The organism is Sanyastnella coralliicola, assembly GCF_030845195.1.
Taxonomy (GTDB): Bacteria; Bacteroidota; Bacteroidia; order Flavobacteriales_D; family Sanyastnellaceae; genus Sanyastnella; species Sanyastnella coralliicola.
Genome location: NZ_CP132543.1, coordinates 3,426,237 through 3,451,470, shown reverse-complemented (window position 1 = coordinate 3,451,470; position 25,234 = coordinate 3,426,237). Strand labels below are relative to the sequence as shown.

Below are 25,234 nucleotides of genomic sequence, written 5' to 3'. Positions count from 1 at the left end.
CTGTTTTAGTTACGTTCTTAGAACTGTAAACAATGTAGCACTATTGTGGTGAATATCGAATTAGATGGGCTTGTAATAGAACTATAAATTACAATCCTATCAGTTGTTTTGGTAATACTGATAGACGGCATTTGCTACGCGATCATTGACCACTTTCTTCAAGTCTTCCACAGAAGACTGTCTGATTTTCTCGATCGTTTTGAAATGTACAAGTAGCGTCTGTGCCGTGCGGAATCCTACTCCTTTGATATCGGTTAACGAGGTCTTCAAAGCTTCTTTGCTTCTGCGGTTGCGGTGATGTGACAATGAGAATCGGTGCGCTTCATTTCGAAGATGTTGAATGAGTTTCAACGATTCGGAACGTTTGTCAATGTATATAGGAATACTATCGCCTGGGAAGAAAATTTCTTCGAGTCGTTTAGCGATTCCTATTACGGCCATTTCTCCACGCAATTCTAACATGTCTAAGGCCTTCATCGCGGCGCTGAGTTGTCCCTTTCCACCATCAATGATGATCAGTTGAGGATAGCCTTCGCCTTCTTCCTTCAAGCGTTTGTATCGACGATACACGACTTCCTCCATGCTGGCGAAGTCATTAGGTCCTTCTACCGTTTTGATGTTGTACTTCCGGTAATCACCTTTGCTAGGCTTGGCGTTTTTAAAGACAACACAAGCCGAAGCCGGGTTGGTTCCTTGAATGTTTGAGTTATCGAAACACTCTATATGTCGAGGGAGTTCTTTCAGGCGAAGGTCTTCCTTTAAAGTCTCCAGCACGCGGTTGACATGTGCCTCGGGATCAACCATTTCTTGCTGCTTATGCTTATCGCGCATGTAGAAGTTCGCATTGCGTTGAGCAAGTTCCATCAGCTTCTTCTTATCACCGCGTTGCGGGACGTGCGTTTTAGCATCAGGAAAGGTCAAGTCGATTTCCATCGGTAAGAAGATCTCCTTGGAGGTTGAATTGTAACGGTCGCGGATTTGAACGACTGCATGCATCAAGAGTTCCTCGTCTGTTTCGTCGAGGCGCTTTTTCAGCTCGGTGGTGTAGCCTTGAACGATCGAGCCGTTCATGACCTTCATGTAGCTGACGTAGGCACTTTTCTTATCGGTGACAATGCCAAAGACGTCGGTGTTGTGAATGTTGCGATTCACTATGGTGCTCTTCGCCTGGAATTTCTGAAGTAGGTCTAACTTCTTCTTCAATTCAGCAGCCTCTTCGAAGCGCATTTCTTGGGCGCTGATTTCCATTTGCTCCTTCAAGAGCTTTGAGGCAATCCCCAGGTTTCCTTTGATGATCGCACGAATGGAGTCGACGTTGGCATTGTAGGTCTCCTCGTCCATCTTTCCTTCACAAGGACCCAGACAATTACCAATATGGTATTCAAGACACACACGGAACTTTCCAGCTTCGATGTTTTCTTGTGAAAGATGGTAGTTGCAAGTGCGAATCGGGTAAAGTTTCTTGACGAGGTCAAGTACGGCATGCATCGTCTTTACCGAAGCATACGGACCATAATACTCGCTTCCATCCTTGATGATCTGTCGGGTAGGGAAGATGCGCGGGAAGCGTTCTTTCTTGATGACGATGGACGGATAAGTCTTGTCATCTTTCAGCTGAATATTGTACCTCGGCTGATGCTTTTTGATCAAGCTATTCTCCAGAAGAAGCGCATCCAACTCTGTATCTGTCACCAAGAATTTGATGTCGGCAATCTTCTTCACCAACAAGCGTGTTTTACCGTTTTCGTAACGGTTCTTGTTGAAGTATGACGAGACACGTTTCTTCAGATCCTTCGCCTTCCCAACGTAAAGCAAGGTTCCTTCTTCATCGAAGTGCTTGTAAACACCCGGTTTGTTCGGAAGGCGGCGTAAAATCTGTTGAATGTTCTCTGGGGTCTCCATCGGAATACCAAAGTTCGCCAAATCGACCTTCCCTAGCAACAAATCTGTCTAAAGTGACATTGGCGCATCCTTGTACCTTACCTTTGTGGTATGAACCTGATCACAGGAGGTACCGGATTGGTTGGAATGCACTTCATTGCGGCGTTGTTGAAAGACAAGCAAGAGGTGCGTGCGCTGATTCGTAAGGGTGCTGATCTCACTAGCGTGGAATCGTTCCTCCGCTACCAGCAGTTGGATCCGAAATCGGTTGATTGGGTAGAGGGTGACATTCTCGATGTACCCTCATTGATGGATGCCATGGAAGGTGTTTCCCGTGTCATCCATGCAGCTGCCCTGGTATCATTCCATCGCAAAGACCGCGACCTACTCTACCAAGTCAATGTAGAAGGAACAGCCAACATGGTTAACGTAGCCATGAGCGCTGAGATCGGTGAGTTCGTCTACATCTCGTCTGTTGCTGCCTTGGGCAGACAAGACGGTGCCCTAGAGGTACACGAAGAAACAGAATGGAAAGACGATCCTGAACTCTCGCACTACGCACGAAGCAAACACATGGCCGAACGTGAAGTTTGGCGTGGAAGTGAAGAAGGGCTGAAGGTCTTCGTCGTGAATCCGGGAATCATCATTGGAATTGGAGACTTTGATCGAAGCAGCGCTGAAGTATTTAAGCAGGTCGACAAAGGAATGCCTTATTATCCAGGAGGTTCGAACGGTTTCGTAGCCGTACAAGATGTGATTGCGGCTAGCATGCATTTGATCGAACATGATCATAGCAATGAACGCTATTTGCTTGTAGGGGAACACTTGAAATACCAAGAGCTCTTTGAACAGGTAGGAGCATCCATTGGTGCCAAGGTACCTTCAAAAGAAGCACCATTGTGGTTGATGAATACGGTTCGCATTCTTTCATCTATCGGCGAAAGACTCACAGGAAAACGCGCCTTCATCACCAAAGAGAATGTCAAGAGTGCGTCAAGCAACTACCGTTATCTCAATGATCGCATGCTGAGCACGTCGTTCAAATTCACTCCACTCAAAGGAGTGATCGAAGAAACAGGGAAATACTACCGTTCGTTGTCAGAATCTTGACCCTCGTTTTCACGAGAAAGCTGACTTTCCATCTCTGTTAATCGAATAATCACCTCGTCGTACACCTCAACCATCATTTCTGGATGAGCGTAGTACCAATCGTAGGTTTTGAAGAAGATCGAGTCGTTCGTATTGTGCTTATCGAAGGTTTCTTGGTAGTACCCAGCCAACTTCAACCGAGGATCATCTGTTCGGATCATCTTTTGCTTACCCACGGCTTCTACAAGCTGAACATCTACCATGATCTCAACGAATTGATCTCGAGGTAGAATATCTTCTGGATAGCCTTCTTCCGTTTCCGCCGCACAGGCGAAAAGAAAGAGAAACAAAACTATGACCCACCAGTTCTTCATCGATCGAAGGTCAAGCGCTTACCAGCAGGGTTATCCGTGACGTTTTCACCATCGTAAACTTTCACTCCATTCACCCATGTTGCGTGAATACGGTGACTGAATTCTTGTCCTTCAAATGGTGACCAACCACACTTGTAGAGAAGGTTATCACGTGTCACTGTCCAACTGTCATTCGGGTCAACAAGAACCAAATCTGCGAAGTATCCTTCGCGCACATAACCACGTTGTCCCATGTCGAAGACGCGAGCCACGTTGTGCGACATCAGCTGAGGAATGTCTGTCATATCGATGATACCGTCTTTCGCCATTTCAAACATGGCCACCATAGCATGTTGAACGAGTGGTCCACCTGAAGGCGCTTTGAAGTAGCTCTGAGACTTTTCTTCCAAAGTGTGAGGAGCGTGATCTGTAGCTACAACATCAATATGACCTGACTTCAACGCTGCGCGAACTGCCGCACGATCGTCTGCAGTTTTCACCGCAGGATTCCATTTGATATGGGTTCCTTTATCGAGGTATTGCTTGTCTGTGAACCAAAGGTGGTGAATACAAGCCTCTGCAGTGATGCGCTTTTCTTCGAGTGGAATATCATTGCGGAAGAGGCTGATTTCTTTCGCTGTTGAGATATGCAGAATGTGCAGACGCGCATCGTACTTCGTTGCCAATTCTACCGCCATAGACGAGCTGCGGTAACATGCCTCCGCATCGCGAATGACTGGGTGTTGGCTGATCGGAACATTCTCACCGTAGGTCGCGCGTGCCTTTTCTGTATTGGCACGAATCGTCGCCTCATCTTCACAGTGTGTAGCGATGAGCATCGGACACTCCTTGAAAATTCCTTCAAGCGTAGCACGGTTGTCAACCAGCATGTTTCCTGTAGAAGAACCCATGAATACTTTCACCCCACACACTTGTTTAGGGTCTGTTTTCAGCACCTCTTCAATGTTGTCATTACTGGCTCCCATGAAGAACGAGTAGTTCGCTGGCGAAACTTCCGCCGCACGGTCGTACTTCTGTTGGAGTAGCTCTTGTGTTAGGGTATTTGGAACAGTATTCGGCATCTCCATGAAGGAAGTGATTCCTCCGGCTACGGCTGCCTTTGATTCTGTAGCCAACTCTGCCTTATGCGTCAATCCAGGCTCACGGAAATGCACTTGGTCATCAATGGCACCTGGAAGAAGGTACTTCCCTTCGGCTTCAATGACTTCTCGTGCATTGGGTTCAATCGTGCAGCTGAGATCAATGCGTTCAATACGGTCTTCATTGATGAGTACGTGTGCTTTACGCACGGTGCCTTCATTAATGACCGAGACGTTCTTAATTAGAGTTGACATGTAGTAGACTTACTTTGCTGGTTTAACTTTCATGAAGCGCATTTTCATAACGCCCCAGAAGGCTTCTTTAAAGATGCCCATGCTCATCTTGCTTTCGCCGTATTGGCGATCGATGAAGGTGATCGGTACCTCTTTGGCCTTGAATCCAAGTCGCTGAGCTTTGTACTTCATCTCAATCTGGAAAGCGTAGCCAATGAAGGTGATGCTATCAAGATCAATCGTCTCCAACACTTTACGTGTATAACACTTGAAACCGGCTGTACAATCGCGAATTCCCATCCAAAGAATTGAGTTCACGTATACCGAGGCGAAAAAGCTCATCATGACGCGGTTAAGCGGCCAGTTGTCAACCTTTCCTCCTTTGACGTAACGAGATCCAATGGCGAAATCAGCCCCTTCTTCCGCGCAAGCGTGACGAAGGCGAATCAAATCTTCAGGGTTGTGAGAGAAGTCAGCATCCATCTCAAAGATGTACTCGTACTTACGTTCAATTCCCCATCTGAATCCGGCGATGTATGCTGTACCTAGACCAAGTTTCCCTTCACGTTCTACAATGTGCAGACGCTCCGGAAACTCTTGTTGCAGTCCTTTTACGATATCTGCAGTTCCATCAGGAGAACCATCGTCAACCACAAGAATGTGGAATGGATGTTCGAATGAGAACACTTTACGCGTAATGCGCTCAATGTTTTCCTTTTCGTTATACGTTGGTATGATGACGAGACTATCAGGCACGTTTGATCACTTGGTGCGCAAATATAGTAGGAAGGAACGGATCATGCTCTATGAACTTTGCGCGAGCTTGGTCTGAGTTGCGGTAATACGTACATGAACATAAGCAGCATACCGAAGCTCAAGGTAAATCCGTAGGTCTTCAGCATCTCACCACCAAGGGTTAGTGAGTGAATAATATCCTGTGCTAGCAAGCCAGGAGCATTCAACACATCCCAGCTATTCCAACGAAGGAAACGTCCGAGGTAGATACCGTATGACGAGGCGAAAATGGTCAAGAATGCAAAGCTCCATCCCACCCAAACGCGACCTCTGAAACGAGATACGATCAAATCTTGAATCCAGCGGAGCGAGTAGTATCCAGCCAAAAGTCCTGACCATGCGAATGAAAGAATCACGGTCAAGTCGTACCAAACAGGCGCTGCAGTTTTGGTGCGCAAGTGCAGCAAGTCAGTGAGGATGTAGGGTGCATTCGGAAGGAAAAGCAGCCAAGCCCCCAGGGTAGGATAGAAGATCCATCGTTTCTGTGCTCGATTCGAAAAGCGAAGGAACACGGCCAAAGCCAAAGGAATTCCGGCTAAGAATAAGTTCCAGACTAAGAAAAAGAACATGGTACTTCCTGTAGTGAAGTAGCGTCCGATTAAAAGAAAGATTCCTAATACAGCAGGAAATCCAACAGCTACTAGGCTGCGGAATACTGGATGTCGATGAAGAGGCATTGCGATTTGGTTTTGGTTTTCTCCCGAACGCAATTAGCAATGCTTTGGTCTTCTTCTTCTGTTAAAAATAGTTTTAGCGCGACATGAACAAGAATCCGACTTCTTCTTTCGAGAGTTCGCGCCATTTTCCTCGTGGAAGATCTTTCTTGGTTAGACCGGCGAACATCACGCGATCCAACTTCTGGATTTGGTATCCGAAGTGCTTGAAAAGATCAGCGACCACATTGTTTTTCGCGGCGTAGATCTCGATGCCGATTTCGTGATGATTCTCACCATCTCCAACGTAATCAGCGGCCACTACCTTGATGAATCCTTTTTCAAGTTCAATTCCTTGTCTGATCTTATCCAAGTGCAATTGACGCACCTTTTCCTTCAGCGTAACATGGAACAACGTACGCACCCCTTGCTTAGGGTCAGTCAGGCGAGCTTGAATGTCAGGGTCGTTGGTAAAGAGCAACAATCCTGTGGTTTGACGCTCTAGTTTACCGATTGGGTAGATCGGTTCTTTGGTCGCGTTTTTCACCAATTCCATCACCGTTCGACGTCCGAGAGCATCCTTCACGGTTACCTCGAAGTTCTTCGGCTTGTTCAATAGGATGTAACGCTTCTTATCTGGACGAATGCGCGCACCGTCGTACTTCACCACATCGCCAGGGTATACTTTGGTACCGAGTTCAGTAACGATTTCATCATTGATGGTTACGACACCTGTGCTGATGAGTACATCGGCCTCACGGCGGGAACAGATTCCGCTATTCGAGAGGTAGCGATTCAGACGAATCGGCTCGTTTTCAGCAGCGGTCTTTCGCACTTTCTTTTCTGGTGCACGCTTTCCAGCAAGCTTACCTCCCGGTTTGCCTCCTGGCTTTCCAGCTGGTTTGCCTTTACCACCTTGCTTGCCCTTTGCAAAGGGCTTCGAAGTGTTGTTGCGGCTGCGATCTGATCGTCCTCTTTTGTTCATAGCGGATAAGTGAGCCGGCAAAAGTACTAACTATTTGAGGATTAGAGGGTAGGATAGAAGGCGTTTTCTAGGTGCTCGATGCGCGTATACTCCTGATTATGAATGATGGAGACGACATCAAATCGGATTTCAGGATCGAAATTTACCTTCCATTGCACGTATCGATCCGCTGCTTTGATGATGGATCGCTGCTTTGAGGTTGTGACAAATTCCCACGGTTGGCCGGCCCAAGCGTTCTTTCGCAGCTTGACTTCAACAAAGGAAATGACATTGCCTTTTTGAGCTATCAAATCAACTTCAACGCGTCCGAATCGCCACTTTTCTTCGAGAATGACGAAGCCCTTTTCATGAAGGTAGGCAGCAGCCATTTCTTCGCCTTCGTCTCCAATTTCTTTGGTAGTTCGCATGCCGAAAGGTGAAGAATCCGCGAGACCTGAAGGCAAAAGAAAACGGACAACTTTGTGTGTGTTGTCCGTTCCTTTATGTGTGTTGTAAGTTCTTCTTATTTCAGCACCATATCGATGGTTCCAATACGGTTTGAACCTTCATATACGAACATCTTGTAATCTCCTTTTTGGAGCTCCGTGCCTTCTTGTACCGTGTAGAATACACAGACATCCATTTGGGCGTTGTTGTAGTCGATGTTACGCTTTACTGAGTAGTATTGAACCCCTTCTTCAGCGAATTCACGACTTGCTTGGCCATCAGATGATGGAAGCACTGTGCCATCAGGTGCAATGACGCGGAGGTAGATGTCTTTATCACCTGGCTTCGCAATGCGGTTCTCCATGACAGTGAAACATGCTTTGAGCATTTCTGCTTTACGAGCACGCGTTGTTTCGCGTTGCTTACCGCTGTTGGTCAACTGAATGGCTGTCGCCGAAAGCTGTGATGTTTGGAGGATTTGACCTGTTTCGATCATGCCTTCCATGTTCTCTTGGCGTTCCATGAGGTCACGGTTTTGACCTTCCACCGTATTCACTCGATCCGTCAATTCTTGGTTGTCAGCCATCAATTGCTGGTTCAACTGATTGAGGGAGTCAATAGTGAAGATGTACCCTTTCATGATTTCACGCAGGGTCTCCGTTTCCTTTTTCAGTTTGCTGATGCTCCAGTTCTTGTCTTTCACCTTCTTCAATAGCTCATCGATCTGGCTGCGTTGATCAGCCATTTCAGCCATGAGAAGAGAATTCTCAGTTGCGAGCGTGTCATAACTGAAACGCATTTTTTCAAGGTCAAGCTGGAGTGCATCTCGATCGAATTCGAGTTGCTCATTCTCCTCTGTTTTCACTTGAATTTCATCGGATTTTTTGGAGAGACCATAGCCTAGGTACGCGATTGCTAGAAGCAATGCTGCGATGATCCCTAAATAGACTTTATTATTCATGTTGAGAGCAGATTTAACTACGAAATTAACGGAATCAGTGGGTTTGCATTGCACCAATGTCACTAAGTGTTGCCTTTTTTCCCACAAGCGTACTTGTTAACAAAGCATGTGCTTTTTAGCGCATCAGCGAGAAGTGCTGCCCTGTCTGAATGGGGGCCGAATCAAGGCACTTGCGCTGGTACGTGATCACAGCGTAGTAGGTTCCTTCTGAGGCCAGGTCACCTGCTATTCGTCCGTCCCATTGCTCTGTGCCGCCAGTGCTATCGTAGACCAAGGCACCCCAACGATTGTAGATGAGGATCTCCCACACTTCGAGGTAGTCGAAGACATTGCGATTGTTCGTGTAATCAGTGAATGGTTCACCCGGCTCCACTTCGAAATACGGACGATAGAATTCGTTCTTACTGTCACCATTTGGTGAGAAGACGTTCGGTAAGGCCAAGGGAAGGTCTAAGACATCAGGGTCGTAATACACCGTTGATTCTGCAGTCTCTTCGAAATCACAAAGGGTGTTGTAGGCAGTGATAATGACGGTGTACTCACCGCTGTTTTCGTACTCGTGATCTACTTGGTCCGTTTCATAGAAGGATCCGTCTCCCATGTCCCATTCAATTTCATCGGCACCGCTTCCCGCATAGAGCAGCGATACTTCGGTGTCTTCGTCACAGGGTCCTGGAACTTGAATGCTGTAGAGCAAATCAATAGGATCCGGAGGTAGGATCTCGATCGGTGTCACCAGTGAATCGGCGCATGCCGTTCCAGGATCAGCGATGAGGGTGACATAGTAGGTTCCGTAATCAGGCCAAGTGTGCGTTGGTGATTCTTCTGCTGAAGTGCTATTTGGTTCCGGGTGACCGAAGAACCAGAAATAGTCAGTGGCATTGGTAGAGTTATTTCCGAGCGTGAGCTCTAGACCCCCGCAGAAATTGTCTTGTTTCTCGATAATGGCCACTGGAAAAGGCTCTACATCTAATGGAACCTCTAGACTGCTCTCGCATTCCAAGAAATTCAAGGTCAGGGTGATGCTTTGCTCTCCCGGGTCAAGTAAGATCACTGAGCCAGGGTCCTCTTCCACGCTAGTGGCAGGATTCGCATTCCCAAAATCCCAGAAGAAATCAACGCCGTTGAAGGTGGTCGACTGGGCATCAATAAAGAACTCCCTACCACCGCCGACACATTCACCTCCGGAAACTTCGAAGAGTGCCTCAATATTGTCATAGGCGTAAATGGTCTGAAGCGAAGTATCAGCGCACTCTGTTCCGGGATTCACAATCAACGTCACTTCATAGGTCCCGGTATCTGGATAAGTGTACTCAGGTTCGAACTCATTCGAAACGTCGGTGTCGATGTCTTCCACGCCGAAATCCCAGGAGAATTCTTCACCACCGAACGAGTTGTTGCCGAATGGAATATCAAGTCCTGAACAAGGCGGAGACGTTTGAATAGACGAAACCGTGGTCAATCCACAGGCCACCACGTTCATTTGAAAGTCGCGATTGGTAGTGCTTAGGAGCACGCCATCACGGTATTCTTCTACACAAATCCCGAAGACGTATTGGCCGGGTTCTGTTGGTGTACCCACGATAATACCCGTGACCGGATCTATGACGAAGGCCGGGTCAGCTGTGATTTGATTGTCGTTGCTAAATCCAGCAGCCCATGTAATGTCAGTGTATGGCGCAGGTGGCGGCGGACTAGGAGTAGGTTCAAAGAATGAACCTCCCAAGAGCGGGGTACAGAAGCTGTACAAGAGCTGGTCTCCGTCAGCATCAAAAGCCGAGTGGTCGAACACAAACTCATCTCCTGCACACAGCGCTACAGGCGGGATGGCCGTGAACACCGGGTTGCTATTCGAGCTCACCAAATCTGTTCCTGGGATTTGTGTCCAGAAGGTAGCCCCTGTTTCTTCCGGCATTTGAATGTTGATGATGGACGGGTTACGGCAACAGCGTTGATGAGTCAGGGTATATCCTGTGGGCCAAGCAGGTAAGGTGACTGTTTCTACATAAACTGCGCGGTCAACACATACGTCTGGTGGTACAACGGCGCAAGGGTTGTCAACTGCCACCGGGAGCTCACTGACGTCAGCGTCATTGAGGTTCATAAGCAGGTTCTGAAATAGCGAACCGTCACGATAAATCCCTACGCTTGCGAGGGCATCAAAGTAAGTGCCATTGGTATTCGTCGGACCACAATCGCGGTAAATGATCAGGGTAACCTGGTACTCATCTCCGCCCATATGGGTGTACTGCATTTCACCTCCGACAATGTGGGTGGCAAAAGAGCTCAATGGAGCAAGCAGCAAGAAAAACAGTAGAATGCGGTTCATTTTCAGGTTTCAGGGACTTGGAAGTTAGGGATTTAACCTTAAATCTCCAGCAGCCTGACCTGTGCAAACCTTGTGTTGCTAATACACTTACGAGCGGATTGCTGCGATTCCAGGAAGCACTTTTCCTTCCAGGTACTCGAGCATTGCGCCTCCTCCTGTACTCACATATGACACTTGATCAGCGAGTTCAAACTTGTTGATCGCAGCGACAGAATCACCACCACCAATCAAGGTGAAGGCTCCGTTTTTAGTGACTTCAGCAAGGTGTCGTGCAATCGCTTCGGTTCCTTTGGCGAACGAAGACATCTCGAATACACCCATTGGTCCATTCCAAAGGATGGTCTTGCTTTCAGTCAGCACATTCTTGTACGCTTCAATCGCTTGATCAGCGATGTCAAGGCCCATCCATCCTTCCGCGATAGCGTTAGAAGCTACCACCTGTGTATTGGCTTCGTTGTCAAACTTATCAGCGACTACAGAGTCAGCAGGAATGTGGATTTGAACCCCTTTCGATTCCGCGCTAGCGTTAATCTCACGCGCCTTATCAAGGAAGTCATCTTCAACCAGACTAGAACCCGTGTCACCGCCTTGCGCCTTAAGGAAGGTGTAAGCCATGCCCCCACCGATCAGGATGTGATCAACCTTGTCAAGCAGGTTAGCGAGGATGGTGATTTTCGAAGAAACCTTCGCACCACCTACGATCGCGGTTACCGGCTTTTGTGCGTCACCAAGAACTTTTTCGATGTTCTTGATCTCATTTTCCATCACGAAACCGAAGAGCTTATCGTGCGGGAAGAATCGCGCAATCACCGCCGTACTGGCATGGGCACGGTGCGCTGTTCCGAAGGCATCGTTCAAGTAGACATCTCCGTGTTCAGCTAGCTGGCCAGCGAAAAATTCATCGCCTTCTTTTTCTTCTTTGTGGAAGCGAAGGTTGTCAAGCAAGAATACTTCACCTGGCTTCGCAACCGACGTTTTCGACTTGGCTTCATTGCTGATGCAATCACCGGCGAAGGTCACCGAATGACCGAGAAGCTTTTCTACTTCACTTACAATGTGGCGCATCGAAAAGGCATCATCATGTCCTTTCGGACGACCCAAGTGCGACATCAACACCACGCTTCCTCCGTTATCCAAGATGTGTTTGATCGTAGGAATCGCAGCTCGGATACGCGTATTATCAGTCACTTCAAATTGGTCGTTCAGCGGAACATTGAAATCAACGCGAATCAGGGCGCGTTTTCCATTGAAATCGTAGTCGGTAATCGATGCCATCGGTTAAAATTTTGCGGCAAAGCTAAGCAATAGCTTCACTCAATCCGCTGGAAATTCGGCATCTAAGGCAGAAATTGTAACCCTATGCACAGGCTTGCGTAATGATTGTGGAAAACCATAAGGGATTTGTTATATTTGCATCCCTTCGACGGAAAGGGTCTGGTGGCCGAGGGGCTTAGGCACTGGTCTGCAAAACCAGTTACAGCGGTTCGAATCCGCTCCAGACCTCAGAGACCTCGCTAGTATTGGCGGGGTTTTTTCTTTTCCGGCATCTGCATCCGGCGTCCGGCGTCCGGCGTCCGTTGGGATTGTTGTTTTTATTGGACTAGGAGATTTTCATACCTTTCGTGTCACTAAAACGCTTACTATGAAAATCTTGAAAGAAGGGCTTATGGGCCTTTTTTACCGTGCTTTTGAGAGCCGTTGTCATTTCTCTTTATCCAAGTCTTTATTCCTGTCTGCTTTGACGTGTTTATGCATCTCGAGCACAACGTTTGCGCAGTGTCCTAGTGTGGATTTGTTGTATAGAACTCAAAACTTACCATGGGAGACCGGGTCTGTTTTGATCGAGATTCCAGAGGGGTATGAAGTTTCTTCAGTGAGTACTTCACCGTCTGCTGGTTTCGGTTTTTTAGGGGGAAGTTGGACTCAGCAAGGAGATCAACTATGGCGATATAATTTCGGAATTGACGAGGTCTTTACAATCAGCATCAGTGTAGATTACGAACCAATCGGAGGTGGAGTTGGTTGCACGTGGTCTGACAGCTTTATGGCTTACCCTTATAGCTCTCCTTGGTGTTGCGGTGCACAGGTTTACACCATTTCAAGTGCAACCTGTGCGAATTCAGGAGATGGAGACGCGCTTATTGGGTGGACGTTAGGGGACGTCCCCACAGGTGCTGTTGGCGTTGTTCACTCTAGTGGAACACCCATTAATCAAATTGAAGAGACGTCTATAGATGGCGAAGTTTTGTTGACCAACTTAAATCCAGGGGTTTATTGGGTTGGGATCAGTTCTGGAGGCGAAATACTTCGAAAGGTAACCATCAATGATGTGTACGACGAAGAAGGTCCAAACACCAATTTTGAGATCATTGAGCCTGCTGATGAGAACAATGAAAATGCTTCTGTTGAATTGTCGTTCAATGCATTACAGGAGGGGTTTGAAATGACTGGGGATTTTTATTCCGGGCCCTTGGATCCAGATGTTGTTTTTGAGCTTGATGGACTAGATGCAGGTATCTACAACTACGTATTGTCGTTTCCTGAAAGCGGTTGCTCGTGGGATATGTTCTTTGAAATTCCTGAGTTCCCGGTCTTCGGATGCATGGAGGATGGAGCATGCAATTATAATCCAGCTGCCAACAACGATGATGGCTCATGTACCTTCCCTGGATGTACCTTGATGGATGCACCGAACTATGATCCAGATGCAGGTTGTGATGATGGTTCCTGTGAATTGGAAGAAGATATCACTGGCGATGGCGATGTAGGAGTAGAGGATTTGATGCTAATGCTTAACACCTTCGGTTGTCTGGGTGTTGAATGTGAAGCGGATATCAATGAGGATCTCGTTGTCAATGTGCAGGATCTTATTTTGATTTTGAACGTATTCGGATACGGAGCAGAATAACAGGTATTAATTAACGGACGCCGCAAGCCGCAAGCCGGACGCCGGATGCCGGACGCCGGAATAATCCCTACCTTCAAACCAAAGTCTAACTCCCATGAAATCCCTCCTCTCTCTGTGCCTCATCCTACTCCCGTGTGCGCTCTTTTCTCAGTTGGCAGATTACTACCCGCCGAATGATTCAGAGGAATGGGATACGATTGGCATGGACGCTTTGGGGTGGTGCGAGGATGAGTTAGACACCCTGATCTCTTTTCTGGATGATCGCAATTCAAAGGCATTCATTGTACTGCATCAAGGAAGAATTGTCATTGAAGAGTACTTCGATGAATTCAACGAAGACAGCCTGTGGGTCTGGAATTCAGCAGGAAAGACAGTGACTGCCTTTACGGTTGGAATGGCGCAAGAAGAAGGGTTTTTGGATATCAATGACCCTACGAGTAATTATCTGGGAGAAGGTTGGACTAGCCTCACGCCTGAACAAGAACAAGCCATTACCGTTTGGAATCAGTTGACCATGACCAGTGGATTGGATGACGGAGTGAATGATGTCTTTTGTACAGACCCTGAGTGTCTTCAGTTTTTGGAGTCGCCGGGTGATCGCTGGGCGTATCATAACGGTCCGTACACGCTCTTGACTGAAGTGATTGAAGAGGCGGTAGGCATGAACTACAACCTCTACACTTTTTCGAAGCTTGATGACATTGGCATGTCTGGGTTCTATGCGCCGATTGGATTCAACCGCATCTACCTTTCCGATGCGCGCGACATGGCCCGTTTCGGATTGATGATTGAGAACAATGGCTATTGGGATGGCGACTTCATTATGGATGACACGGATTCTTTTCAAGCTATGGTGACGCCTTCGCAGGAGCTGAATGAGAGCTACGGGTATTTGTGGTGGCTGAACGGACAAGATTCTCACTTGCTCCCTGGACTGCAGCTCGAGTTGCCGGGGCCTATTGTTCCTTCTGCTCCAGATGATATGATCGCGGCCATCGGCAAAGACTCGCAATTGATCAATGTGGTGAGTTCTGAAGACTTGGTGGTCATTCGCATGGGCGCATCGCCTGATAATTCATTGGTTCCGACCAACTTTAGCATTGAGTTGTGGGAGTTGTTGAGTAATGTGATTTGTTCTGATGTCGCTATCGCGGAATCGGATATTCCTACTTGGAAGATCTATCCCAATCCAGCTCAAGATCAACTGACAATCCAAGGTATTCAAGGAGCGATTTCTTGGGAGCTTCGTAATGCGGTTGGTCAACTCACCGCCGCTGGAAACCAAGCCAGTATTGATTTGTCTTCATTCACCCCGGGACTTTATTTCTTAACGATTGATGGCAGCACGCAACGGGTGATCGTGCAATAAATTGGTAGTTTTAGGCATTAACCGGCTACTGTGGACTTTCTTCGAAACACCCTTGCGATTGCCCTATTCATTTCCACCTGCTTCTTTTCTTGGAAGACCTGGCAGGTAGAGACGTTTCGTCGTTCCCTGAAGGCGGATGCGGTGGAGCTCAGCCACATCAAATACGGTCTTTTCAATGTCGACGAATGGAAAATCGTGGCGGCAGAGATCGTAGAGAAAAAGGTCAATGAATTCGAAATCACGGAAGGGAATCGCGAAGAGGTTATACAGCGAACGGAAGAGATCCTTCGCCAGCTCATTGATGAGGTAGAAAAGGTACTGAGGGAGGAGAATAAGAAGTCGTTAGGAGGGATGTTTCGGCAGCTAGCCTCGGATATTCTCGTTCCCTTCAGCGATGTTCGAAAGGGAATTCCTCAATATGCCGAAATGATTGTCGATCGCTTGAATGATCCTGAAACCAAAGGAGAAATCAAGGATTTATTGATCGAAAAAATCGATGAGTTCGCCGATGAAACGGTAGGAGAGATGGACTACTCCATCTTGAATGAGATCTTAGTCCGACATCAACAAGAAAACCGAGAAGACTGCCTGCTTTACCTCGAAGAAACAAGCGTCAAAGCGAAGGCCAATTCACGTGCCTTTGTGATTGGTTTGGCGGCGTCTGTTATCGCCTTGTTGATCCTCGTTTTCACGGGGGCGAAGAGTCAAATTGAACGGTTGTGCTTCAGCTTGTCGGCCTTCGCCTTATTGGCTGGAGGTGTCACCTTACCCATGATCGATATCGAGGCGACAATCACGGAGTTTAGCTTTTTGTTGATAGGGGAACCAGTCAGCTTTCAAGACCAGGTCTTGTTCTTCCAAAGCAAGAGTATTCTGGAAGTGGTGATGATCATGACTGAACAGGGGGATGCGCCGCTGATGGTAGTCGCCTTGTTAATCTTCTCGTTTAGTATTCTGATGCCGCTCTTGAAGCTGATTTTTACGATGATCGCACAAGTGCGCCAGCACATTCCTAAAAGCAAGTTCATTCGCTTTTTCCTCTTTCGATCTGCGAAATGGAGCATGGCCGATGTGATGGTGGTATCGCTCTTTATGGCCTTTATCGGATTTAGTGGGGTCATCAACAGCCAACTGACTCAATTGGAGCGTGAAAGCGGCACCTTAGAGGTGTTCACCACCAACAATTCAACTCTTCAGTTGGGCTTCTATTTATTCACCGCTTATGCCCTCATTGGCTTGTTGCTCGGGTATAGTTTTAAGCGGAGTGAGCTGGCTCAACACTAATTCCTTCAGAAACATCCTACACTACCATCGGGCCGTTTCATCGGCTAGCGGGTCTTGCACGCGGCTATATTGCGCGTGATTGCGCATAGCGTACGCGTAGATGTCTGCGTGTAATTCGCTGAGAAGCAAGCGTTTTGAAAAGAACGATCCTCATATCGGCCCTCCTATTCGCCTCCGTACTCGTGAAGGCGCAGATCTTGGTGTATCCAGACAACCGTCTGTTTTTCACTGATATGCTCGTGAACATCAATAAGGAGGGGGCCTTGGTGGAAGGTAACCGCACTTCAAGTGAAGGCGCGATGTACACCGTTCGTGAGAACAAAGTATACCGAGGCTGGAGTTACGCTGAACAAGAGGTCATGTTCACGGTCAACGACAACAAGATCTACCGTGGTAATGAGGACTTCAGCATTCCACTGTACACCATCAAAGACGGTAAATTCTACCGCGGAAATAGCACCAAGGAAGAAGATTTGCTCTACACCTGGCTTCGCATTGGGGTGTTCAAAGGCACCTCAACGAGTCCGTTTGATCGGGTCTGTTTTATACAAGGAAGGGCAACACAGGCAGAATACTTTGCCGTGTTGTTAGCGTTGGGCTTGCTGGAGTAATTAAGCCTCCTGCATTTCGCTAACGCGGAAGCTGTAGTACTCCATGATCTGGTTACATAGGAGTTTCTTACATGCTTCATCCACCTTTTCTTCGGCGATAGCCTGAGAATCAGCTTCTACTTGCAGCGTAATGTGCTTACCGATACGAACATTGTCGATCTCTTCCAGACCAATATTCTTCATGTTGTTGGATACAGCTTTCCCTTGAGGGTCAAGTAGTGCCTCTAGTGGCATGATGTCGATTTCAGCGCGAAATTTCATTCTGATGGTTTTTACGATCCCACAGCGAGATCAGCAGGTACAAAAGTAGAATAATCGGGACAGCTAGGAAATAGCTGTTAGCAAGAATCCAACACAAACTCAAGGTGATGATTCCACCGATGATCAAGAAGAACCGTGGTTCGTTTCCGCGGTAGCGAAGATGCTTAAACTTCAAAGAGATCAAAGGAATCTCAGAAATCATAAACCAACTCATCAGAACGATCATGATGAGCCAACCCCAGATGGGAATCTGCCCTACCGAAATCGTGCCCTCTGACCACATGCCTAGCATGGCGATCCAAAAGAGAGCGTTTGAAGGAGTTGGAAGCCCGATAAAGCTATCGGATTGGCGAGTGTCTACATTGAATTTGGCCAGGCGGTAGATGGACGCTACAGCGAGTAGAAGTCCTCCTAGTGCTAGCCCGTTGCCATCGGTGTCATCGAGTAGTAACTCCACAACCATGAGGGCTGGGGCAATTCCGAAGGTCACCGCATCGGCCAGAGAATCAAGCTGTTTTCCCATTTCACTCCCCACTCCTAAAAGGCGGGCAAAGAGTCCGTCGAAAAGGTCAAGGAAAGCAGCCAGAATCAACAACCCAATGAAAACCATCGGGTCATTGTCATGCTCGTACAACGACATAATCGCTAAGCAACCACACAAGAGGTTGCCCATGGTAAAAGCATTTGGGATGAGTCCGCGCATGAATACGAAGTAACGAAAAGCCAGTGGCTTATTCGCCTAGCAACTTGCGAAGCGACACGCGTTCAGCGATGATCTTGTGCACATCAGCAATGGCCACACGGTCTTGTGTCATACCATCACGCTCACGAATCGTGACCATGTTGTCTTCCAAGGTGTCGTGGTCAACGGTGATACAGTATGGAGTTCCAATCGCATCTTGACGACGGTAACGACGACCGATCGCGTCTTTCTCGTCGTACTGGCAGTTGAAATCGAACTGTAGATCACGTAAGATTTCACGCGCTTTTTCTGGAAGTCCGTCTTTCTTCACCAATGGAAGTACAGCCGCTTTCACTGGCGCCAACGCAGGTGGAATATTTAGGACTGTTCGTTCATTTCCATCTTCCAGTTTCTCTTCGTTGAAAGAAGAGCTCAATACAGCGAGGAACATACGGTCAAGTCCGATCGAGGTCTCGATCACGTACGGTACGTAGTTCTTGTTTTCTTCTGGATCAAAGTATTGAAGCTTCTTACCACTGTGTTCTTCGTGGCTCTTCAAGTCGAAGTCAGTACGACTGTGGATTCCCTCCAACTCTTTGAAGCCCATAGGGAAGTTGAATTCGATATCACAAGCAGCATCAGCGTAGTGTGCCAACTTGATGTGGTCATGGAAGCGGTAGAAATCTTCTCCTATGCCTAGTTTCTGGTGCCACTTGATACGCTGGTTTTTCCAGTAATCGTACCATTCACCTTGCGTTCCAGGCTTGATAAAGAATTGCATCTCCATCTGTTCAAACTCACGCATACGGAAGATGAACTGACGTGCGATGATCTCGTTACGGAAGGCCTTACCAATCTGAGCAATTCCGAAAGGAATCTTCATACGACCGGTCTTCTGCACGTTCAAGAAGTTCACGAAGATCCCTTGCGCCGTTTCCGGACGAAGGTAGATCACCCCGCTATCTCCTGATACTGCTCCGAGCTCCGTCTTGAACATCAAGTTGAACTGACGAACGTCTGTCCAGTTACGGCTCCCTGTTTCAGGATCTGCAATCTCAAGGTCTTCAATCAACTGCTTCACCCCGGCGAGGTCTTCATTGTCCATCGCTGTTTTGAAACGCGCATTGATGTCGTCAATTTGAGTCTGACGACGCAACACATTCGGGTTCGTTTCACGGAACTGCTTTTCATCAAAGGCATCACCAAAACGCTTTTTCGCCTTGGTCACGTCTTTCATGATCTTCGCTTCAATCTTGCCTACATGCTCTTCGATCAAGACATCAGCGCGGTAACGTTTCTTCGAATCTTTGTTATCGATCAACGGATCATTGAACGCATCAACGTGTCCTGAAGCTTTCCAGGTAGTTGGGTGCATGAAGATCGAGGCATCAAGTCCAACGATGTTCTCATGCATCTTCACCATGGCTGTCCACCAGTAGTTCTTAATGTTATTCTTGAGTTCAACCCCAAGCTGACCGTAGTCATACGCGGCGCTGAGTCCGTCATAAATTTCACTACTCGGAAATACGAAGCCATACTCTTTTGCGTGGCCAATTACTTTCTTGAGCTTATCGTCTTGTGCCATGGTTATGCGTTGTTCGGCGGCAAAAATACGATAATGTTCTAAGGCGTATGGCGTAAGGCTTAAGGCTTATGCCTTTTTTCGTAAAAGGGCTAAAAGGCAAAATGGCGAAATGGCGAAATGTGTTGATTGATTTGAGGTTCATGGTTCCTTCCACATTCAACATTACACGCTCCACAGAAAAAATCAGACTCTAGACCCTAGTCTCTGGACTCCAGACTATTTCGAGATCACCAATGAGATAGAATCGAGTAGGAGCTGATCTGTTAGCCAGTGCATGATGTATTGCCCGTTGGCCAGGTGTTGGAGGTTGATTTGCAATGTGCTTGGCGAGTTGATTTGTTGTGCGAATACACAAGCTCCTGAGAGGTCGTAAACTCGGAGTTCTGATTTGTTGGGAGGGGTGAAGTCTTGTGGGAATTCAAAGTTTAGGTTCACGAGGCCTTGGCTGGGGTTGGGAGCGATAGACATGGTGTTTTCAAGGCCTAGCATGATTTCCTCCACGTTCACGTATTGGCATCCTGGTTCTACACAACCGAATTCATCGACTTTGACCACCCATCCTCGTTGTGCTGGAGCTTCAAAGTTCGGGTTTTCGACATCTGAATCTCGAGACTCTCCGCAGAAGATATACCCTCCATCGGCAGTCGCGATCATGTCATTGATTTCGTTTATTTCGAACCAAGTAAGGACACCGCTGTAGGTATGTGACCACACCACGTTGCCATCATAATCAAGTTTTGCTAAGACTCCATAGCGGTCGATCCACCCAAGTATCTCATCGGGCTCATCTCGAACAACAGCATAGTTCCCTGCGGCAGTGAAGGTACCATCACCATTATCTACTAGAATCTTCATCTCAGGATGTTCACCTTGTTCCCCATCACCGAAAATTCGGTTCCAGAGGATATCGCCGGCTTCGTTTATCCTTCCCACTCCAGGCGCGCGCCATACTTGTTCAGGATGGGTAAATCCGCTGGCGATGATGAGATCTCCGTTGTCAAGAACTAGCATGTCAAAAATTCCATCGGGCGAATTGGCATTGTTAACAATACTTTCCAGTTGAGCACCGGTTTCCGCATCGAAACGAAGAATATTACCCCCTGATTCAAGGTTGATGCCGTAGATGAAGTCCTGTCCTAAGTATACAATTCCGTCGTGGTAAGTAATGCCCTCATAGTAATCGGCAATCCAATCTGGGTCGTCTTCAATTAATGTAGACCATTGCTTCACTCCATTTTGATCGAATTTTGAGATCTCCCTGTAAGGTGCGGCAATGAAACTCAAGGTGTAAATGTTCTGGTCTTCGTCGATCGCCATTAATGTTGGTCGATATTGATCTAACGGTTCTGGGTCGTCGGGATCAAAAAGCGGACTATAATGAAAAATGGTATCGACGACCTCACCTTGATGATTCCAGAAACCGATGTATGCACGGTGAAAACCCAGCGAATCTAGCGTGAATCCCGTTTGAACAAACAATTCGTCATCCCAGATTTCCCAGTCATTGCCCCAAAGTGCGAGCCAATAATAAGGTCCTATGGCAGGAACTTCATTGATAAATTCTCCGGTTTGACTAATCTCCACCATCACCGCCTCTTGTTCTTGGTTATAGACCGCGGAACCAATGAGATAGAACGAGTTATTAGCCTCAACAATTCCTGAGAAAAAAGCACCAGTTTCGCCAAGCTCATACCTTTGATTAAACCCTTGGGCAAAGCAATGGAGCGAACCGCAGAATAGGAGGATGTTAATGACGTACTTCAAGTATTCAAGGTTGGAAGGCGAGAGAATAAAGGTAGGGAAAGATTGGGGTTTTGGCTTAACGTATGCAGTATGCGGTAGGCTGTATGCGGGTTTTGAATAATGATTAATAATTAGTGAATACTGAATTTGGGGTCTTCGTCTCGTTCCACATTCCACGCTCCACCCAAATGAACCAGACTCTAGACCCTAGTCACTCGACTCTAGACGCTGGAAGCTCGACGCTCGACTATTTTTCCCATTTTTGAGATACTAATACGTGAACTATGAAATGGACAATGACCTTGAGCCTGATGTTGGCTTTTCTCGCCTTTGGCGGAAGTGTGCAGGCCCAAAAAGTGAAAGTGAAAGGAGATGCAGCCTTCGTGAACGGGGCGAAAGTATGTGGATTCGAAGATGATGCCTCTACGCGCGGTTCATTCTACATCAACGACTTGGAGGGGAATCAATTGCTGTTTTATAAGTGGGTGTATGTTCAAGACCTGAACTTGAATTACTACGAAGTCTATAAACCCGAAGATCTGAATACCATCTTGTATGAAGAGCAGGCAACGACCGGGTTTAAGAAGAACGTTGTGCAACGCTTGATGGCCGCAAAAGCCTTGTCGAAGGAGGGAATTAATGAAGAGAAGTTAGCTCAGCATGGGGCTAAGTTGGGGAAGGAGTTTTCGCGGAAGAGGGAGGAGGCGGTTCGGAATTGATTTTTTAGGGCTGAAGGGCGAAATGGCTAAATGGCGAAAAGGCTAAATGTTTTACTATTCCGGCGTCCGGCATCCGGCGTCCGTGATTTACGATCGCCGCGTTCCACATTCAACATTCCACGTTCCGCCTACCTTAACCCTCCTACCATGCTGAAGAAATTACTCTTGGTTTTATTGCTTTTGCCGTTGGCTGCTGCGGCTAATGGGCCACAGAAGTTTTTCACTCCTCGATTTGCAGTGGGTCCAGTTTTAGGGGCTCATTACGTCTATCGGTGGGTGCCTGATCGTCCGGATTATTATGATAATTCGAAGATTGAGCCGGCGTTTAGCTACGGAGTGTGGTTTCGCAGGAGATACGTTCGTTTTGGTCTTTCAGGGTCGGTTCAATACATCAAGTTTCAAGAATCTGAAGAATTCTCTACGTGTGCCGGTTCAGTCGGGGCCGGTGGAGGATTTACTGACCTCTTTCGATACTCCATGGAGTACTCTTTTGTTAATGCTCGGCTCATGTTCACCCATCGAAGATTCCTTCGAGATTTTGGGTTCATCCCCCAGATTGGACTTAGTGGAAGATTCAACATTGATAGTGAGCATGTAAAGGAAGAAGGAGAAACTTTCTGTTCAGCAGAGAGCTATCGTGCAGAGAACCGATTCTACAAGAACTTCGGAGCTGATCTTCATTTCGGGTTGGAGTACAGAGGATTGATTACCCGACGCTTCGGGTACCGCGTCATGGCGATCTGGAATCAACAACTGACAGCGCAGTTCAAAGATGAAGATGTGATTAAGCAACGGAATGGTTCTTTGGGGATTGAAGGGGGGGTATTTATTCCGATTAGGAAGCGGAGGAGGTCTCGGGATGCGGAGCCGGAGTGACGACTAAACTATTTGTTATCCTACTTTTCTTTGTTTGCTTTTGAGGTTGTTGTTGTGTGGGGTGTTCTGCCTCTTCTTGCGGTTGACATTTGGAAAGTATGGAAGTGGTGGGTTCGATGGTTTTGCCATTTGCATTGTCCCGTAGGGCATTGCTTATAGATTTTGTTGGGAGAGGTTTTTATTTTCCCTCCATTTCTTGTCAAATTTCCGTGCTTCAGGTCCAATGTTACCTATGTCAAAAGTCACTGTTGAATGCTCTGAATCGTTCATTTCTTTGAAATCATTCCAACAGAGCACAATTAACGCTAAGACATTTATATTAGAATCAGAATTACACGTCAAAGTGTAGTTAATTCCATTGAACCATGAAATCGCCTCTTTATGGAACCAAGCAATTTGTTTTCCATCTTCAAAAATTGAAACCTTGTTTCCTTTATGCCCAATATGTCATAATGGTCATTTTCAACATGAAGTATTTAGTGGAGTTTCCATATGTTTTTTGGTTTGAAAACACCTATTACTTTTTCTGAGTTTGAAATCTTGTATTTGGGTAAAACCCTTTGTCTTTTTGCTTTAAAACAACAAGTTGTCATTGTTGTCAAAAACGAGTTGAGTATTTTTCCATACGAACCAACCGGAAGACCGTAACTTAAATTGCAGTGCATTATCGATAAAGCCGTTCAAATAGTCTCCGCTGGAAATTTTATATCGATTAAATTCGATTTTCATTTGATGTTGGCCAACGTTCTGTGTGCGGTTCGCGTCCCGCAGGGTATATATTATATACCATGTTGTACATAGTTATTTCTTTTTTTCGGCAATAACATATGCTGCAACTGCCTTGTCTAAAATATTTCCTCTAGACGAAACAAGACCAGCCCAATGTTTCAATTCATCACTTGATAAAATCACTGCAGAATGAAGAATGGCTCTTTTGTCCCAAGGGCCAAGAACATCTAAACCGTCTTTATGGTCTTTTATCCATGTTCGATCATTTAATCTAAGAGCGATAAGAGCTTGTTCTCTCACTCGCAATATTCTCGAATAATCAATTTTTAATTCGATGAAGTTGAAAACAGGATTTTGTAAAAGAGTATATATCCATATGTTTACAAATGGCAGTTGAACGTACTCATCATCCAATATTTCCTGGAATTCTGCTTGATATTTTTTCACAGACTTTTCATTAAGTACTCTTTCGAAGTAGACTACTAATTCACGAATAATTGGAAGTATCGTTCTAAAGTTTTCAAAAATTAGAGGCAGTAGGCTTCTTACTTTATATTTTCCCGCTTTTCGCAACAAGTGTCTCATTATTCCCAAGTCAATAACATCGAATTCGAGAGCTCTCTGAAACACTTCATTGTATGCTTCAGACCGAATGGTAAACTTTTCTGGTGATTCAAGATCTTCGAAATCAGGTATCTCGGGTTCCGTATAATAATAAAAGTCGTGGTCGGCAGATTCGGCTAATTTCTCATGAATAGCTTTCTGTTCTATTTTTTCTTCATCTTCAAAATATGTTTCAATGAATTTTGGACTATCGACAATAAATGTCTTGTCACTCGAAAGAACTAACCTGTGGTTCGAGTACAGATATTTAGTCAGCTCATGAAGAAAAAACTTGGCTTGTTCAATGGAATCGAAAAAAATATGCATGTCGTCCACATATCTCGTGAAACGAGAAGTGTGAGACATAATTTTTTTGTCGACGTCTCCCATAATTGCTTCTGCAACGAGAATACTCGGTGCTGGACCTACAGGTACTCCTCTAGAAATATTTGTGTTTAAACCGGAAAGAAAATCCTCTAATACTTTTGGTGATGTAATACCAGCTTCTTCCAAGACGTTAGTAACTCGATGAAGATATATTTGATTATAGAAATCGGTGATGTCACAAACCAAAACAAAGCCAGAACTGTTCTCCTTGGCTAGGCCAAGAGAGCGAGACTTAAACCTAGTATAGCCGTCCAAATCAGCTCCAAAGAAGGAACCGTGTATGTCTGGACTTATTCTGTATGAACAGGCAATGTTTTTATCATTTGGTATACGGTATGTTTCAATTTTTTCCGCAAACTCATGTAACAAAGCTGTGTAGATTAATGTGTCTACTGGATCAAGCTGATGGACAACACGAAAGGTGTCATTCTTCTTCGGGGCGAGACAAATAAATGGCGTTTGGGGAGCATAATTATCTAAGTCGATTTTAAGCAATTCTTCCTTTACTTTTATCCAGTTGTGTTGGATAGCATCAAATTCGAATAGCCGCGGATAAAAATCAGAGTCGTAAAACTTTCTGACGTGCTTCAATGCCCATTCTAGTGATGTGTCCTTCAAGTTTCTCATTAAATACATCGATTTGGTTGTGGCACGTGCCCCGAAGAACACGT

At 46.4% G+C, this 25,234-nt stretch carries 22 protein-coding genes and 1 tRNA gene; 8 read left to right on the top strand and 15 right to left on the bottom strand.

What is annotated here, in order from left to right; genetic code table 11:
- Positions 1-99: 99 nt before the first annotated feature.
- Positions 100-1,941 (bottom strand): excinuclease ABC subunit UvrC, encoded by a 1,842-nt coding sequence (gene uvrC, locus RA156_RS14390; RefSeq protein WP_306641083.1) that lies wholly within the window; start codon positions 1,939-1,941, stop codon positions 100-102.
- Between the two features lie 51 nt (positions 1,942-1,992).
- Between uvrC and RA156_RS14385 the strand changes: the two genes are divergently transcribed.
- A complete protein-coding gene (locus RA156_RS14385) occupies positions 1,993-2,991 on the top strand; it encodes an NAD-dependent epimerase/dehydratase family protein (protein WP_306641081.1) in 999 nt (332 codons plus the stop codon).
- Here RA156_RS14385 and RA156_RS14380 read toward each other — a convergent pair.
- The 9 genes from RA156_RS14380 to RA156_RS14340 all read right to left on the bottom strand — a co-directional run bounded on the left by RA156_RS14380 (position 2,967) and on the right by RA156_RS14340 (position 12,081).
- Positions 2,967-3,344, bottom strand: a complete 378-nt coding sequence (locus RA156_RS14380; protein ID WP_306641079.1) for a DUF4296 domain-containing protein — start codon at positions 3,342-3,344, stop codon at positions 2,967-2,969. The genes RA156_RS14385 and RA156_RS14380 overlap by 25 nt on opposite strands.
- Positions 3,341-4,678, bottom strand: coding sequence for a dihydroorotase (locus RA156_RS14375; protein ID WP_306641077.1), 1,338 nt, complete (start codon positions 4,676-4,678; stop codon positions 3,341-3,343). The genes RA156_RS14380 and RA156_RS14375 overlap by 4 nt, the downstream gene beginning before the upstream one ends.
- Before the next feature lie 9 nt (positions 4,679-4,687).
- A complete protein-coding gene (locus tag RA156_RS14370) occupies positions 4,688-5,413 on the bottom strand; it encodes a polyprenol monophosphomannose synthase (protein ID WP_306641076.1) in 726 nt (241 codons plus the stop codon).
- 41 nt (positions 5,414-5,454) lie between these two features.
- Complete coding sequence (locus tag RA156_RS14365; protein WP_306641074.1) at positions 5,455-6,129, bottom strand: DUF1361 domain-containing protein; 675 nt, start codon at positions 6,127-6,129, stop codon at positions 5,455-5,457.
- Between the two features lie 73 nt (positions 6,130-6,202).
- Positions 6,203-7,090 (bottom strand): pseudouridine synthase, encoded by an 888-nt coding sequence (locus tag RA156_RS14360; RefSeq protein ID WP_306641072.1) that lies wholly within the window; start codon positions 7,088-7,090, stop codon positions 6,203-6,205.
- Positions 7,091-7,131: 41 nt separating this feature from the next.
- Positions 7,132-7,497, bottom strand: coding sequence for a YraN family protein (locus tag RA156_RS14355; protein ID WP_306641070.1), 366 nt, complete (start codon positions 7,495-7,497; stop codon positions 7,132-7,134).
- 95 nt (positions 7,498-7,592) lie between these two features.
- A complete protein-coding gene (locus RA156_RS14350) occupies positions 7,593-8,477 on the bottom strand; it encodes a DUF8428 domain-containing protein (protein WP_306641069.1) in 885 nt (294 codons plus the stop codon).
- A 115-nt stretch (positions 8,478-8,592) separates the two neighbouring features.
- Complete coding sequence (locus RA156_RS14345) at positions 8,593-10,806, bottom strand: T9SS type B sorting domain-containing protein (RefSeq protein ID WP_306641067.1); 2,214 nt, start codon at positions 10,804-10,806, stop codon at positions 8,593-8,595.
- Between the two features lie 87 nt (positions 10,807-10,893).
- Positions 10,894-12,081, bottom strand: coding sequence for a phosphoglycerate kinase (locus tag RA156_RS14340; RefSeq protein ID WP_306641065.1), 1,188 nt, complete (start codon positions 12,079-12,081; stop codon positions 10,894-10,896).
- Positions 12,082-12,237: 156 nt separating this feature from the next.
- Between RA156_RS14340 and RA156_RS14335 the strand changes: the two genes are divergently transcribed.
- The 5 genes from RA156_RS14335 to RA156_RS14315 all read left to right on the top strand — a co-directional run bounded on the left by RA156_RS14335 (position 12,238) and on the right by RA156_RS14315 (position 16,978).
- A tRNA-Cys gene (locus RA156_RS14335) sits at positions 12,238-12,309 on the top strand.
- Positions 12,310-12,601: 292 nt separating this feature from the next.
- The gene (locus RA156_RS14330; RefSeq protein ID WP_306641064.1) at positions 12,602-13,714 is read left to right on the top strand and encodes a hypothetical protein; all 1,113 of its coding nucleotides are present in this window, start codon (positions 12,602-12,604) and stop codon (positions 13,712-13,714) included.
- 94 nt (positions 13,715-13,808) lie between these two features.
- Positions 13,809-15,083 (top strand): serine hydrolase, encoded by a 1,275-nt coding sequence (locus tag RA156_RS14325; protein WP_306641063.1) that lies wholly within the window; start codon positions 13,809-13,811, stop codon positions 15,081-15,083.
- A gap of 30 nt (positions 15,084-15,113) precedes the next feature.
- Positions 15,114-16,367, top strand: coding sequence for a paraquat-inducible protein A (locus RA156_RS14320; RefSeq protein WP_306641061.1), 1,254 nt, complete (start codon positions 15,114-15,116; stop codon positions 16,365-16,367).
- A 134-nt stretch (positions 16,368-16,501) separates the two neighbouring features.
- On the top strand, positions 16,502-16,978 hold the full coding sequence (locus RA156_RS14315) for a hypothetical protein (protein ID WP_306641060.1): 477 nt from the start codon (positions 16,502-16,504) through the stop codon (positions 16,976-16,978).
- Here RA156_RS14315 and purS read toward each other — a convergent pair whose 3' ends face one another.
- The 4 genes from purS to RA156_RS14295 all read right to left on the bottom strand — a co-directional run bounded on the left by purS (position 16,979) and on the right by RA156_RS14295 (position 21,270).
- A complete protein-coding gene (purS, locus tag RA156_RS14310; protein WP_306641058.1) occupies positions 16,979-17,239 on the bottom strand; it encodes a phosphoribosylformylglycinamidine synthase subunit PurS in 261 nt (86 codons plus the stop codon). It lies immediately after the preceding gene.
- A complete protein-coding gene (locus RA156_RS14305; RefSeq protein ID WP_306641057.1) occupies positions 17,223-17,942 on the bottom strand; it encodes a CDP-alcohol phosphatidyltransferase family protein in 720 nt (239 codons plus the stop codon). Before RA156_RS14305 ends, purS begins: the two co-directional genes overlap by 17 nt.
- Before the next feature lie 28 nt (positions 17,943-17,970).
- Positions 17,971-19,506: a glycine--tRNA ligase gene (locus RA156_RS14300; RefSeq protein ID WP_306641055.1), complete on the bottom strand. Its 1,536-nt coding sequence runs from the start codon at positions 19,504-19,506 to the stop codon at positions 17,971-17,973.
- A gap of 216 nt (positions 19,507-19,722) precedes the next feature.
- Positions 19,723-21,270, bottom strand: a complete 1,548-nt coding sequence (locus RA156_RS14295; RefSeq protein ID WP_306641053.1) for a T9SS type A sorting domain-containing protein — start codon at positions 21,268-21,270, stop codon at positions 19,723-19,725.
- A gap of 263 nt (positions 21,271-21,533) precedes the next feature.
- Between RA156_RS14295 and RA156_RS14290 the strand changes: the two genes are divergently transcribed.
- Together RA156_RS14290 and RA156_RS14285 are read left to right on the top strand one after the other, a co-directional pair.
- Positions 21,534-21,968 carry a hypothetical protein gene (locus tag RA156_RS14290; protein WP_306641051.1) on the top strand — a complete coding sequence of 145 codons (435 nt, stop codon included), beginning with the start codon at positions 21,534-21,536 and terminating at the stop codon, positions 21,966-21,968.
- A gap of 147 nt (positions 21,969-22,115) precedes the next feature.
- Positions 22,116-22,844 carry a hypothetical protein gene (locus RA156_RS14285; protein ID WP_306641050.1) on the top strand — a complete coding sequence of 243 codons (729 nt, stop codon included), beginning with the start codon at positions 22,116-22,118 and terminating at the stop codon, positions 22,842-22,844.
- Positions 22,845-23,645: 801 nt separating this feature from the next.
- Here RA156_RS14285 and RA156_RS14280 read toward each other — a convergent pair.
- Positions 23,646-25,190: an RNA-directed DNA polymerase gene (locus RA156_RS14280; protein ID WP_306641048.1), complete on the bottom strand. Its 1,545-nt coding sequence runs from the start codon at positions 25,188-25,190 to the stop codon at positions 23,646-23,648.
- Between the last annotated feature and the right edge of the window lie 44 nt (positions 25,191-25,234).

Excerpts from the sequence above, each read along its gene's own strand:
- RA156_RS14385 (WP_306641081.1), top strand. The coding sequence starts at position 1,993 with ATGAACCTGATCACAGGAGGTACCGGATTGGTTGGAATGCACTTCATT.
- RA156_RS14380 (WP_306641079.1), bottom strand. The coding sequence starts at position 3,344 with ATGAAGAACTGGTGGGTCATAGTTTTGTTTCTCTTTCTTTTCGCCTGT.
- RA156_RS14375 (WP_306641077.1), bottom strand. The coding sequence starts at position 4,678 with ATGTCAACTCTAATTAAGAACGTCTCGGTCATTAATGAAGGCACCGTG.
- RA156_RS14365 (WP_306641074.1), bottom strand. The coding sequence starts at position 6,129 with ATGCCTCTTCATCGACATCCAGTATTCCGCAGCCTAGTAGCTGTTGGA.
- RA156_RS14360 (WP_306641072.1), bottom strand. The coding sequence starts at position 7,090 with ATGAACAAAAGAGGACGATCAGATCGCAGCCGCAACAACACTTCGAAG.
- RA156_RS14355 (WP_306641070.1), bottom strand. The coding sequence starts at position 7,497 with ATGCGAACTACCAAAGAAATTGGAGACGAAGGCGAAGAAATGGCTGCT.
- RA156_RS14350 (WP_306641069.1), bottom strand. The coding sequence starts at position 8,477 with ATGAATAATAAAGTCTATTTAGGGATCATCGCAGCATTGCTTCTAGCA.
- RA156_RS14345 (WP_306641067.1), bottom strand. The coding sequence starts at position 10,806 with ATGAACCGCATTCTACTGTTTTTCTTGCTGCTTGCTCCATTGAGCTCT.
- RA156_RS14340 (WP_306641065.1), bottom strand. The coding sequence starts at position 12,081 with ATGGCATCGATTACCGACTACGATTTCAATGGAAAACGCGCCCTGATT.
- RA156_RS14325 (WP_306641063.1), top strand. The coding sequence starts at position 13,809 with ATGAAATCCCTCCTCTCTCTGTGCCTCATCCTACTCCCGTGTGCGCTC.
- purS (WP_306641058.1), bottom strand. The coding sequence starts at position 17,239 with ATGAAATTTCGCGCTGAAATCGACATCATGCCACTAGAGGCACTACTT.
- RA156_RS14305 (WP_306641057.1), bottom strand. The coding sequence starts at position 17,942 with ATGCGCGGACTCATCCCAAATGCTTTTACCATGGGCAACCTCTTGTGT.
- RA156_RS14300 (WP_306641055.1), bottom strand. The coding sequence starts at position 19,506 with ATGGCACAAGACGATAAGCTCAAGAAAGTAATTGGCCACGCAAAAGAG.
- RA156_RS14290 (WP_306641051.1), top strand. The coding sequence starts at position 21,534 with ATGAAATGGACAATGACCTTGAGCCTGATGTTGGCTTTTCTCGCCTTT.
- RA156_RS14285 (WP_306641050.1), top strand. The coding sequence starts at position 22,116 with ATGCTGAAGAAATTACTCTTGGTTTTATTGCTTTTGCCGTTGGCTGCT.
- RA156_RS14280 (WP_306641048.1), bottom strand. The coding sequence starts at position 25,190 with ATGAGAAACTTGAAGGACACATCACTAGAATGGGCATTGAAGCACGTC.